Here is an 11,250-nt window from a genome sequence, read left to right as displayed (position 1 = left end):
GCAAATCAACGCCGCTGGACAGGCGTTTCGGTTGCGCTATGAAACGGACATGAGCATTCCCCCCTTGTTCGCATCGTTGCGGCTCCCGGTCATCGGTTCGCCGCTGTTCATCATTTCCGGGCCGGAACTGGTCATCGCGCAATGCAAGGCGGGGATCGTCGGGTCCTTCCCGGCGCTTAATGCGCGTCCGCAGGGATTGCTCGACGAGTGGCTGCACCGCATCACCGAAGAGCTCGCCGCCCATAATCGCGCACATCCCGAACGCCCGGCCGCGCCGTTCGCGGTCAACCAGATTGTCCATCGCTCGAATGAGCGGCTGGAGGCCGATCTGGCGACCTGCGCCAAGTGGCAAGTGCCGATCGTCATCACTTCGCTTGGCGCGCGCGAGGATTTGAACACCGCCGTCCACAGTTGGGGCGGCATCACGCTGCACGACGTGATCGACGACCGCTTCGCGCGCAAGGCGATCGAAAAGGGCGCGGACGGCTTGATCGCGGTGGCCGCGGGTGCGGGCGGCCATGCCGGTCGCTTGTCGCCCTTCGCGATCATCCAGGAAATCCGCCAATGGTTCGATGGCCCGCTCGCCCTTTCGGGATCGATCGCGACGGGAGACGCCATTCTGGCGGCGCAAGCGATGGGTGCCGACTTCGCCTATATCGGTTCGCCCTTCATCGCGAGTGTCGAGGCGAATGCGGAAGCCGCGTACAAGCAGGGGATCGTCGAGGGCAAGGCCGCCGACATCGTCTATTCAAACCTGTTCACAGGCGTGCATGGCAATTACCTGCGCGCGTCGATCGTCGCGGCCGGGATGGACCCCGACAATCTGCCGGAGGGGGACCTCAAAACCATGGATTTCGGCACCGGCAACGGAGCGAAGCCCAAGGCGTGGAAGGAAATTTGGGGCTCTGGCCAAGGCATTGGGGTCATCGACCGAGTCGAGCCCGTTGCCGACATGGTCGACCGGCTGGAGCGCCAATATCGTGCCGCACGCGAACGCCTGAAGCTGTAGCTCTGCTGTAGCTCTATTAGGGCGCGCGACCGGGCGACCGCGACTCAGAAGGCGAGCGCGAGACGATCCTGCATCGTGCGGGCGGGGCTCTCAAAGCTCTCGATCTCCGCCGCCTGGATTTGGTCCAGCCGCGCGACACGCCGGTGAAGATCGATGCTCGCAAGGATCAGCGTTTGAGCGGTCGCAGGCATCGATTGGACGACCGCGCTCTCGGACATCGGGGCAGCCCCCAATCTACGCGACTCATCCAGCGCCTCGCGCGGTGCCATCTCGCCCGCGTCAACCGCGCGCTGGGTCAACAACCAGGCGATGACGTGCATCAACCGCGTGGTGACCTTCAACGATTCGCAGCTGAACGATACACGCGCGAGCGGATCAAGGGCTTCGCGATCAGAGCGGCCGCCTTCGTCGAAATAGCTGCGCGCCTCATCCGCCAGGACCATGGCATCGATGTACAGCGTGTCGATAACGCGGCGCTGCATGCGCGAATCATAGGCTGGGGACCCCATGCCACCACCATACATATACAAAACCTTAACGGTAGCGCCTTGTGGCGCGCGCCCCATTTGTCGCTTGTCCCACTTCGGGAACGCCATCGCCTTACGCGATAATGTCCGGGACGAGTTGATCTTCGAGCATCGCGATTTCATCGCGCAGACGCAGCTTGCGTTTCTTGAAGCGTGCCAATTGAAGCTGATCGAGCGCACCCGAACCGATCAAGGCCCCGATCGCAGAATCGAGATCGCGATGTTCGACGCGTAACACCTCCAGCCGTTTTGCGATCAGGCTTTCGTCCATCGTGCCCCCTTCGATGCCTCGCCTTAGCAAATCACAGACGCGCAGCACGGATAAAATCGACCTGTCGCGCGAATCGGTGCGCACATCGTACTTCGTTATAATTGGGGAGAGACAAGCGGCGCTCCGCATGTTCTATTGGCTACCCCAAACAGCACATGAAGGAGGTACGCATCCCATGCAGACCGCGCATCACTCGGCCCTTTCGGCCAAGCATGCAGTCCTCGATCGCCAGATCGCCGCCGAAACGCAGCGACCGTTGCCGGACACCGCGACACTGGCCGCGCTAAAGAAACAAAAGCTTCGAATCAAGCAGGAACTTGCGCAAATCTAGCGTGAGACGGGCCCGGACGCAGGCGCGTCCGGGTCACCAACCGACCTCTCGATTAGCGAAGCGCGCGCGGGAAAATCGGTTTCACGAAAACGGGTGTCTGCCCGCCCTGACCGACCGGCTTTCGCGCGAGCAGCGGATCGATCTGACGATCGAACGCGACTCCGATGCGTCCGGCTGCCGACCAAGCGATTTGCCCGGGCACCCAACCAACACCCCTTACGTCGAACTCGACTCGCAGGCCTTGCGCCAAGCCGTCTGGAAACTCTGCCATCAACCCCCCGGCAGAAAGGTTGCGAACCCGCACCGAGTGAGTAGCGCTTTGCCCAGCCACGCGAAAATCCGCCATCAGAAACAAGCTGTCGCGCGTGTCCTGACGGTTATGCGCCCCTTCATCGAATGAGGGACTGAGCGGATCTTGCGAATATTGGTCCATTGCGTGCAAATTGCCGATCTTGGTTCGCGGCAAGACTACTCGCGCAATGGTATCCAACATCTTAAGGCAGCGACCGTTCGCTCAATCCTCGCGCGAAATCTTTTCGTGCCGTTCGTGACGCTCCTGGGCCTCGACCGTCATCGTCGCGATCGGCCGCGCTTCCAGGCGAGCCAGCGAGATCGGCTCGCCGGTCACTTCGCAATAGCCATATTCCCCTTCATCGATTCGACGCACTGCGGCCTCGATCTTGGAGATTAGCTTACGCTGCCGGTCCCGGGTGCGCAGTTCGATCGACCAATCGGTCTCGCTGGACGCCCGGTCGGTAAGATCTGCCTCCCGCAGGGTATCGACCTGAAGCTGCGAGATCGTACCCGCTGCCTCGCGCAGGATCGAATCCTTCCAGCCTTGCAACTTTGCGCGAAAATACGCCTGCTGACGGGGGTTCATGAACTCCTCGTCGGCGCTTGGCCGGTAGCCGTCGTCACTACCGACCTGCGGTACCGCGAACTTTTCGGAATCGTCCAATCTATTCAAGACAGTCGCCATCCCACTCTCTCCCCTCACGGTCACCCGATGCTTTGCGCACCTCCGGACCGAGCCAAGGTCAACCCACCTGATGCGGGCCTATAGCCATGCCATTGAAGCACCACAAGCAATCCTGATGCCGGGCGACACGGGAAAATAGGATCGGACAAAATTGATACTGCCAGACGCTCACGCCGACTCCATTCGGGCGTGCGGAGATCGGGGACGCAGACTCGGCAAAAACGTCTTCACGGTCACGTGCGAAACAAATGTTAACGCGGGGATCGTTCCACAATGAAAACGTTAACCATACTGCACACTGCTTAGTCACGTTTTGTGGCCAAAGGATCACGAAAAAGTTGGTTAACGCAATTGCACTTAACGCTTTGTTCGGCACTTTGCGGAATATCAAATGCAAGTCTGCGCGAGATGTATCGTCCAGGCGATATTTGCGCCGTTAGTGAGAGAATAGCATCATGTCCGTCCGGATGGCTTTGGCGAAACTGTGTGCATGTGCCTGTGGGGGCGCGATTGTCGGCGGTGGCGCCGTGCATGTGGCCGACGGCGCGCGGGCACGCAGCGCCTATACGCACAAGGTCACCAAACGAATCGTCCGCCGCACCACGACGGTCGCCGCCAGCAAGATGCGGGTCGGACACGCTGGCGCGCGCGTTCGCAAGGTGGTGACCCAGACCACCACCACGACGCAGCCCCAAATTGTGTATCTGACTGCACAGGGTGCCCCCGTTCCTGTGGACCCGCCTTATTCGGGCTCAGGCGGCGGTGGCGGCGGCGGGCTGACCGTGATCGGCGGCAGCGGTGGTTTCGGCGGCGGTGGTTTCTTCGCCGGCGGTTTCTTTGGCGGCGGCGGGAGCAGCAGCGGCGGCGGCAGCATCGTCATCTCTTCGACTTCGACCGGTGGATCGACCTCGACCGGCGGATCTTCGACCAGTTCTTCCACCAGCGGCGGGTCGACCTCGACCGGCGGATCATCGACGTCGAGCGGCAGCGTTTCGAGCACGTCGTCCAGCGGTTCGGTCAGCAGCACCTCCTCGTCGGGCGGCTCGGGCGGATCATCCTCGTCCACGAGCACAGGCGGCGCAACGGTATCGAGCACGTCGTCAACCGGCGGCTCCTCGTCGAGCGGGAATGTCTCCTCGGCATCGGGCGGTTCCAGCGGCAACGTCTCGTCTGCCTCGGGCGGCTCGAGCGGGAACGTTTCCTCTTCGTCGGCGTCGAGTGGCAACGTTTCCTCGTCCTCCAGCGGTAATGTGTCGTCGGCCTCGAGCGGGAACGTCTCCTCGGCCTCGAGCGGCTCCTCATCCTCAAGCACCTCCTCCTCTTCGAGTGGCAACGTGTCCTCGGCCAGCTCGTCCAATGGTTCGAGCAGCAGCAGTTCCTCGGCAAGCTCGAGCAGCTATGGCTCAAGCAGCCATGGCTGGAGCTCCAATGGCGGATGGGGATCATCGGGCAGCGGCAGTAGCGGAAGCAGCGCATCGAGCAGCGCGAGCAGCGGCAGCACGGGTTCCAGCGGCGGCCCACCCGCCCCCGTCCCCGCACCGCCGATGGTCCTGCTGTTCGGGGCGGCCGCAGCCGCGCTGGTGGCGCGCAAGCGCTTCGCCAAACCGAGCGCGAACCTCGCCTGAGCAGGCGAAAAGCGACCGTAGCGGGTCTTCCCCACGCGAACGGGTTGCGTAGGGCACGGGGCGACGCCATAGCCCGGTCATGCATGATATCCGCCTGATCCGGGACGATCCCGCCGCTTTCGACGCAAGCCTCGCCCGGCGCGGCTTTCCCCCCGTCGCTTCCGAACTGGTCGCGCTCGACGAACGCCGTCGCGCCCTGATGACCGAGGCGCAGGTTGCGCAGGCCCGGCGCAACGAAGCCTCGAAAGCGATTGGTGCCGCGAAGGCCGCGAAGGACGAGGCGACCGCCGCCACGTTGATGGCCGAGGTTGCGACGCTGAAAGAACGGCTGCCCGCGATCGAAGCCGAAGAAAAGGCGCTCGGCGAGTCGTTGAACGCCCAACTCGCGGCGATCCCCAATCTGCCACTCGGCGACGTGCCCGAGGGTGCCGACGAGGCCGGCAATATGCTGGTCGCAAGTCACGGCACCCCCGGCACCTTCGGTTTCACCCCGCGCGAGCACGACGCGATCGGCCCCGCGCTCGGGCTCGATTTCGAAACCGGCGCGGCAATGGCGGGCGCGCGTTTCACGCTGGTGCGCGGCGCTGCGGCGCGGCTCCACCGCGCGCTTGGACAATTCATGCTCGATACGCTGTCGGGCGAGCATGGCTATGAGCAAGTCGTGCCCCCGCTGCTGGTCCGCGACGAGGCGGTGTTCGGCACCGGGCAGCTCCCCAAATTTGCCGAAGATCTGTTCAAGACCACCGATGGCCGGTGGTTGATCCCGACTGCCGAAGTCAGCCTGACCAATATCGTGCGCGAACAGATTTTGAGCGAGGCCGAACTGCCGCTGCGCTTCACCGCACTCACCCCCTGCTTCCGTTCGGAAGCGGGCGCGGCGGGGCGCGACACGCGCGGCTTCATCCGCCAGCATCAGTTCGAAAAGGTCGAAATGGTCTCGATCGTCACGCCCGATGCCTCCGAGGCCGAGCATGAGCGGATGACGGCGTGCGCGGAGGGCTTGCTCAACGCGCTTGGCCTGCCGTTCCGCCGCATGAAATTGTGCACCGGCGACATGGGCTTCACCGCCGCGCGCACCTACGATCTCGAAGTGTGGCTGCCGGGACAAGGCCAGTATCGCGAGATTTCGAGTTGCTCGACCTGCACCGATTTCCAGGCACGTCGCATGAACGCGCGCTACCGGCCCGAGGGCGAGAAAGCGACGCGCTTTGTCCACACGCTCAACGGTTCCGGCCTCGCGGTCGGACGGACGTTGGTCGCCGTGCTGGAAAACTATCAGCAGGAGGATGGCGCGGTGGCGATTCCCGATGTGCTGCAGCCTTACCTCAAGGGCCTCAACCGGTTGGAACCGGCGCGCTGACATCGCCCGTTCGCCCTGAGCCTGTTGAAGGGTAGCCCTCTTCCCGCGCCTGGCATGCAAGGGAGAGCGGTGCTTCGACAAGCTCAGCACGAACGGAAAAGGGCGTCACGCATAAAGGACGACACGATGCGGATTCTGCTGACCAATGACGATGGCTATCACGCGCCCGGGCTCAAAATCCTGGAGGCGATTGCCGCGAAATTCTCCGACGATGTCTGGATCGTTGCCCCCGCCGACGAACAGTCCGGCGCTGGCCATTCGCTGACGCTGACGCGCCCGATCCGGGTGCGCCAGCATGGCGAAAAGCGCTTTGCCGTGGCCGGCACGCCGACCGATGCCGTGATGATGGCGCTGGCCCGGATCATGCGGGAGGCCAAGCCCGACCTGATCCTGTCCGGGGTCAATCGCGGGGCCAATCTGGCCGAGGACGTGACCTATTCCGGCACGGTTTCCGCCGCGATGGAGGGCGCGCTGGCGGGGGTACGTTCGATCGCGCTGAGCCAGGTCTATGATCGCGAGGGACTGGGGGACGCGGTGCCGTTCGAAGCCGCCGCTGCGTGGGGCGAACGCGTGTTGCGCCCGTTGATCGACGCCCCGCTGGAGCCGCGCAGCCTGGTCAACATCAACTTCCCGGCCGGACCTGCCGACGCGGTGAAGGGGATCAAGATCGTGCAGCAGGGCCTTCGCGACTATGGCCGCCTGCAGATCGTCACCAACCGCGATCCGCGCGGGTATGACTATCACTGGTTCGCGCTCGGCCCGACGGAGGAAACACCGGCCCACGCCACCGATCTGGAAGCTGTGCAAGATGGGTACATTGCCGTGACGCCGCTGCATCTCGACCTGACACACCGCCCCTCGCTTGCTATGCTTGGGGCATTGTACGGTTAGGGGGTAGAGTATGGGGCATCGCGGCAAGACGTTTGGTATCGCGATCCTGGTCCTTTCTACACTCACCGCCTGCATTCCGAACCCCCGACCGGCCACAACGCGGTTACGACACCCCGCCCCCCTATCAGCCGCGCGACGACCAACGGCCCTATGAACCGCAAGGCGGGGATCGCGCCGAGCGCGAGCAGGAGCGCTACGAACCGCAACGCATCGATGCGGGCGTTTCCGCCCTTCCCGCTCCGCCACCAGCCTGGCAGGCGCGGCCGGTAACCCCCGATGCCGAGACCATTTCCGCGACCAGCTATATCGTCCGACCCGGCGACACGTTGCGCGCCGTGGGGGATCGTACGGGCGCGGGGTCGGAGGCGATCGCGCGTGCGAATGGCCTGACCCCACCGTTCGTGATCCGGCCCGGGCAGCGGCTCGACATTCCCGGCGGGCGCTATCACCTTGTCCGCGCCGGACAGACCGGGATCGCGATCGCGCGCGCTTACGGCGTGGATTGGTCACGCATCGTTTCCGCGAATGAGTTGAACGAGCCGTACACGCTGCGTGTCGGCATGCGCATTGTCATACCCGGCACCGCCAATGGGAGCACAGCCGCCGAGCGCGCCGCGGCGTTCCGGCTCGACATCGACGATATCGTCACCGGTAGTGAACCGGCACTGGCCGCGAACGACCGCCCGGTGCGGCCATCGCCCTCATCGCGGCGCGTGCTCTCTCCCACCCAGGCGATTGCCGAGCCGACCCGTTTTAGCGGCGGTTTCGCCTGGCCAGTGCGGGGGCGCATCGTCGCCCATTTCGGCCCCGGCGCGTCGGGCGAAAAATATAACGGCATCAAGATCGCCGTGCCGATCGGGACGCCCATTCTCGCCGCCGCAGATGGCGTGGTCGCGTATGCCGGCAGTGGCATCCCGACGCTGGGCGGCCTCGTCATCGTCAAGCACGGCGATAGCTGGACGACGGTCTATGGCCATGCCAGCCAGTTGCTGGTCCAGCGCGGCCAATCGGTCCGGCGCGGGCAGACGATCGCATTGTCGGGCGATTCGGGGCTGGCCGACCGACCCGAACTCCATTTCGAGATGCGCAAGGGCCGCACCCCGGTCGATCCGCAGCGGCAATTGCCGGGGATTTAATTCGGGGAAAAATCGGCTATTCGCCCGGAATGACCGAGCACACCTCCGCCCTCCTCCGCCTGCTGTCCGAGCGTGGCTACATCCACCAGACGACCGACGCCGCCGCGCTCGATGCGTTGGCGAACAAGCAGACCGTGCCCGGTTATATCGGCTTCGATCCGACCGCACCGTCGCTGCATGTCGGCAGCCTCGTCCAGATCATGCTGCTGCGCCGCCTTCAGCAAAGCGGGCACAAGCCGATCGTGCTGATGGGCGGCGGCACCGGCAAGATCGGCGACCCGAGCTTCAAAGACGAAGCGCGCAAGCTGCTCGACCATGATGGCATCGCCACCAACGTCGCCTCGATCCGCCGCATCTTCGAACGCTTTCTGGTGTTCGGCGACGGCCCGACCGATGCGATCATGCTCGATAACGCCGAGTGGCTCGACAGGCTGGAATACATCCCCTTCCTGCGCGATGTCGGGCAGCATTTCTCGGTCAACCGGATGCTCAGCTTCGATTCGGTCAAGCTGCGGCTCGACCGCGAGCAATCGCTGTCCTTCCTCGAATTCAACTACATGATCCTCCAGGCCTATGATTTCCTGGAACTGTCGCGCCGCGCCGGGTGCCGCCTGCAAATGGGCGGGTCCGACCAATGGGGTAATATCGTCAACGGCATCGAACTGTCGCGCCGCATGGACGGGACCGAGGTTTACGGCATCACCACGCCGCTCATCACCACCGCCGATGGCGGAAAGATGGGCAAGACGATGTCGGGCGCGGTGTGGCTGCATGAGGACCAGTTGCCGCATTATGATTACTGGCAATTCTGGCGGAACACCGACGACCGCGATGTCGGCCGCTTCCTGCGGCTGTTCACCGATCTGCCGCTCGAGGAGATCGCGCGCCTCGAAGCGTTGGAAGGTGCCGAGATCAATGCCGCAAAGATCGTGCTCGCCAATGCCGCGACCGCGATGTGCCGGGGCGAAGCCGCCGCTGCCGAAGCCGCCGAAACCGCGCGGCGCACCTTTGAGGAAGGCGGTGCGGGCGGCGCGCTGCCGACCTTCGCGGTCGCCGGCCCGATCGGTATTGTCGATGCCCTGATCGGCCTTGGCTTCGCGGCTTCGAAGGGCGAGGCCAAGCGGCTGATCAAGGGCGGCGGCGCACGTGTCGGCGCGGACAAGGTCAGCGATGAGGCATTGATGGTCGAGGTTGGCGACGACCCGGTCCGTATCGCTGCGGGCAAGAAGCATCACGGCCTGCTGGTCCGTGCGTAAATCTCGACAGAACCTCAAAAAATATAACGGTTAGCGGACGTTAAGCGGCTTCGTTGCGACCTGTTTTACATCCTTTGTCGTATTTTTGCCCGGCCCATTAGAGGGGTTTGGCAATGGCGAAGGCACTGGCTGGACAGGTCGCGGACAAGCGCGCCCTGGCCCGCGACGAAGTACATTATCGCGCTCGGGCTTATGGCCCGGACGCACAACAGGTGTCGTTGCTGATCGTGAACCTGTCGGCGCTCGGCCTCATGGCGCGCGCCGAGGTTCCGTATCGCGAGGGGGACCGGTTACGCGTCACGTTGCCGGTGGTCGGTGTCGTGGTAGCGGAAATCCGCTGGGCACTTGGCGGCCGAATCGGATGCGAGTTGGATCAACCGATCGACCTTGCGGACTATTATGAGGTGCTGGCGGTGATGGTGCGGGGTAAATAGCTCAAGCCGTTCGCCCTGAGCCTGTCGAAGGGCCGTGCCCAAGAAATCTGCTCGCGTTTGGCGAGGGGGCTTCGACAGGCTCAGCCCGAACGGACTTTGGGTGATCCGGTTTAAGCAAAATCGAGTCTAGGCGCGCCTCACCCCGATCGCAGCAAGGCAACGCCCGCCTCGCGCTCGAACAGATAGAGCGCCGTTCGCGCCGCTTGTCCGCGCGCGCTTGCAGGCCACCGTCGCGGTCGATCAGCAGGCGTGCGTCGTCGGTCGCGATGGGCAGCAAGGTGGTCAGCATCTCGGGCGTCGCCAGGCGGAAACCCGCCTCGCCCGATTGCTTGGTGCCGAGCAACTCTCCCGCACCGCGCAACCGCAAATCCTCCTCGGCAATGCGGAAGCCGTCATTGGTCTCACGCATCAGCGCCAGCCGCGCGCGCGACGTTTCGCTCAGCGCTCCGCCACGGATCAACAGGCAGTTCGACTTACCCGACCCGCGCCCGACGCGCCCGCGCAACTGGTGCAATTGCGCGAGACCAAAGCGGTCGGCATGTTCGATCACGATCAGCGTCGCATTGGGCACGTCGACCCCGACTTCGATCACCGTCGTCGCCACCAGCACGCCCAAGTGCCCGCTGGCAAAGGCCGCCATCACCGCATCCTTTTCGGCGGGCTTCATCTTGCCATGGACCAGCCCGACGCGGTCGCCAAAGCGCGCGCGCAACGTCTCGGCCCGCGCTTCCGCCGCCGCGAGATCGCTCTTCTCGCTCTCCTCGACCAACGGGCACACCCAATAGGCTTGGCCGTCATCGGACAGGTGCCGACCCAGTGCATCGACGACATCGGCCAGCCGGTCCTCCGAAATGACGCGCGTTTCGATCGGCTGGCGCCCCGGCGGCATTTCGTCGAGCTGGCTGACGTCCATCTCGCCGTAATTGGCCAGCGTCAGCGTGCGCGGGATCGGCGTCGCGGTCATCGCCAGCAAATGCGGCGCGGCCTTGGCCTTGGCCTGCAACATCATGCGCTGCGCGACGCCAAAGCGGTGCTGCTCATCGACCACGACGAGACCCAGATCCTTATACGACACCGCCTCCTGGAAGATCGCATGCGTGCCGATCAGAATGTCGATCGTGCCTGCCGCCAGCCCCATCAGCGTCGCCTCGCGCACCCGGCCCTTGTCGCGTCCGGTCAGCACCGCGACCTCGACCGGCAAGCCCGCCAGCATCCGCCGCAGCGACTCATAATGCTGCCGCGCGAGGATTTCGGTCGGCGCGAGCAACGCCGCCTGCGCGCCCGCCTCCACCGCCGTCAGCATCGCCAGCGTTGCCACCAGCGTCTTGCCGGCACCCACATCGCCTTGCAGCAGCCGCAGCATCGGTTGCGCCTGCGCCAGATCGCCCTCGATCTCGCGCACCGTCCGCGCCTGCGCGCCGGTCAGCGCGT

The 11,250-nt window shown here is 64.4% G+C and carries 13 protein-coding genes and 1 pseudogene; 7 read left to right on the top strand and 7 right to left on the bottom strand.

Annotated elements, in window-relative coordinates:
• Positions 1 to 49 precede the first annotated feature (49 nt).
• Positions 50 to 1,009 (top strand): NAD(P)H-dependent flavin oxidoreductase, encoded by a 960-nt coding sequence (locus NW75_RS14800; RefSeq protein WP_033965979.1) that lies wholly within the window; start codon positions 50 to 52, stop codon positions 1,007 to 1,009.
• A gap of 44 nt (positions 1,010 to 1,053) precedes the next feature.
• Here NW75_RS14800 and NW75_RS14795 read toward each other — a convergent pair whose 3' ends face one another.
• Together NW75_RS14795 and NW75_RS14790 are read right to left on the bottom strand one after the other, a co-directional pair.
• The gene (locus NW75_RS14795) at positions 1,054 to 1,491 is read right to left on the bottom strand and encodes a DUF1465 family protein (protein WP_231565226.1); all 438 of its coding nucleotides are present in this window, start codon (positions 1,489 to 1,491) and stop codon (positions 1,054 to 1,056) included.
• A gap of 118 nt (positions 1,492 to 1,609) precedes the next feature.
• A complete protein-coding gene (locus NW75_RS14790) occupies positions 1,610 to 1,807 on the bottom strand; it encodes a YdcH family protein (RefSeq protein WP_033965978.1) in 198 nt (65 codons plus the stop codon).
• Between the two features lie 175 nt (positions 1,808 to 1,982).
• On the opposite strand from NW75_RS14790, the gene NW75_RS23900 reads away from it, so the two are divergent.
• Positions 1,983 to 2,138: a YdcH family protein gene (locus tag NW75_RS23900; protein WP_081988780.1), complete on the top strand. Its 156-nt coding sequence runs from the start codon at positions 1,983 to 1,985 to the stop codon at positions 2,136 to 2,138.
• Positions 2,139 to 2,190: 52 nt separating this feature from the next.
• On the opposite strand, the gene NW75_RS14785 is transcribed toward NW75_RS23900, so the two are convergent.
• The 4 genes from NW75_RS14785 to NW75_RS14770 form a co-directional block, all read right to left on the bottom strand.
• Positions 2,191 to 2,571: a PilZ domain-containing protein gene (locus NW75_RS14785; protein WP_033965977.1), complete on the bottom strand. Its 381-nt coding sequence runs from the start codon at positions 2,569 to 2,571 to the stop codon at positions 2,191 to 2,193.
• 81 nt (positions 2,572 to 2,652) lie between these two features.
• A complete protein-coding gene (gene dksA / locus NW75_RS14780; protein ID WP_033965945.1) occupies positions 2,653 to 3,117 on the bottom strand; it encodes an RNA polymerase-binding protein DksA in 465 nt (154 codons plus the stop codon).
• Positions 3,118 to 3,859: 742 nt separating this feature from the next.
• Positions 3,860 to 4,474 (bottom strand): hypothetical protein, encoded by a 615-nt coding sequence (locus tag NW75_RS14775; RefSeq protein WP_033965943.1) that lies wholly within the window; start codon positions 4,472 to 4,474, stop codon positions 3,860 to 3,862.
• Between the two features lie 39 nt (positions 4,475 to 4,513).
• Complete coding sequence (locus NW75_RS14770; protein WP_137902296.1) at positions 4,514 to 4,777, bottom strand: hypothetical protein; 264 nt, start codon at positions 4,775 to 4,777, stop codon at positions 4,514 to 4,516.
• A 44-nt stretch (positions 4,778 to 4,821) separates the two neighbouring features.
• On the opposite strand from NW75_RS14770, the gene serS reads away from it, so the two are divergent.
• From serS to NW75_RS14745, 5 genes are all read left to right on the top strand, one after another.
• A complete protein-coding gene (gene serS / locus NW75_RS14765) occupies positions 4,822 to 6,102 on the top strand; it encodes a serine--tRNA ligase (protein WP_033965941.1) in 1,281 nt (426 codons plus the stop codon).
• A 126-nt stretch (positions 6,103 to 6,228) separates the two neighbouring features.
• Positions 6,229 to 6,993 (top strand): 5'/3'-nucleotidase SurE, encoded by a 765-nt coding sequence (gene surE / locus NW75_RS14760; protein WP_033965940.1) that lies wholly within the window; start codon positions 6,229 to 6,231, stop codon positions 6,991 to 6,993.
• Between the two features lie 32 nt (positions 6,994 to 7,025).
• On the top strand, positions 7,026 to 8,129 hold the full coding sequence (locus NW75_RS14755; protein WP_331386154.1) for a M23 family metallopeptidase: 1,104 nt from the start codon (positions 7,026 to 7,028) through the stop codon (positions 8,127 to 8,129).
• 29 nt (positions 8,130 to 8,158) lie between these two features.
• Positions 8,159 to 9,385, top strand: coding sequence for a tyrosine--tRNA ligase (gene tyrS, locus NW75_RS14750; protein ID WP_033965939.1), 1,227 nt, complete (start codon positions 8,159 to 8,161; stop codon positions 9,383 to 9,385).
• 113 nt (positions 9,386 to 9,498) lie between these two features.
• Positions 9,499 to 9,819 carry a pilus assembly protein PilZ gene (locus tag NW75_RS14745; RefSeq protein WP_033965937.1) on the top strand — a complete coding sequence of 107 codons (321 nt, stop codon included), beginning with the start codon at positions 9,499 to 9,501 and terminating at the stop codon, positions 9,817 to 9,819.
• 137 nt (positions 9,820 to 9,956) lie between these two features.
• On the opposite strand, the pseudogene NW75_RS14740 reads toward NW75_RS14745, so the two are convergent.
• Positions 9,957 to 11,250, bottom strand: a pseudogene (locus tag NW75_RS14740) (ATP-dependent DNA helicase RecG); the annotation flags it as partial.

It is taken from the genome of Sphingomonas sp. Ant H11 (assembly GCF_000797515.1).
In the GTDB taxonomy this organism is placed as follows: Bacteria; Pseudomonadota; Alphaproteobacteria; order Sphingomonadales; family Sphingomonadaceae; genus Sphingomonas.
This window is presented reverse-complemented; position numbering and strand designations above follow the sequence as displayed.

What these genes read in the sequence shown, in the direction of transcription:
- NW75_RS14800 (WP_033965979.1), top strand. Translation starts at nt 50, where the DNA reads ATGAGCATTCCCCCCTTGTTCGCATCGTTGCGGCTCCCGGTCATCGGT.
- NW75_RS14795 (WP_231565226.1), bottom strand. Translation starts at nt 1,491, where the DNA reads ATGCAGCGCCGCGTTATCGACACGCTGTACATCGATGCCATGGTCCTG.
- NW75_RS14790 (WP_033965978.1), bottom strand. Translation starts at nt 1,807, where the DNA reads ATGGACGAAAGCCTGATCGCAAAACGGCTGGAGGTGTTACGCGTCGAA.
- NW75_RS23900 (WP_081988780.1), top strand. Translation starts at nt 1,983, where the DNA reads ATGCAGACCGCGCATCACTCGGCCCTTTCGGCCAAGCATGCAGTCCTC.
- NW75_RS14785 (WP_033965977.1), bottom strand. Translation starts at nt 2,571, where the DNA reads ATGGACCAATATTCGCAAGATCCGCTCAGTCCCTCATTCGATGAAGGG.
- dksA (WP_033965945.1), bottom strand. Translation starts at nt 3,117, where the DNA reads ATGGCGACTGTCTTGAATAGATTGGACGATTCCGAAAAGTTCGCGGTA.
- serS (WP_033965941.1), top strand. Translation starts at nt 4,822, where the DNA reads ATGCATGATATCCGCCTGATCCGGGACGATCCCGCCGCTTTCGACGCA.
- surE (WP_033965940.1), top strand. Translation starts at nt 6,229, where the DNA reads ATGCGGATTCTGCTGACCAATGACGATGGCTATCACGCGCCCGGGCTC.
- tyrS (WP_033965939.1), top strand. Translation starts at nt 8,159, where the DNA reads ATGACCGAGCACACCTCCGCCCTCCTCCGCCTGCTGTCCGAGCGTGGC.
- NW75_RS14745 (WP_033965937.1), top strand. Translation starts at nt 9,499, where the DNA reads ATGGCGAAGGCACTGGCTGGACAGGTCGCGGACAAGCGCGCCCTGGCC.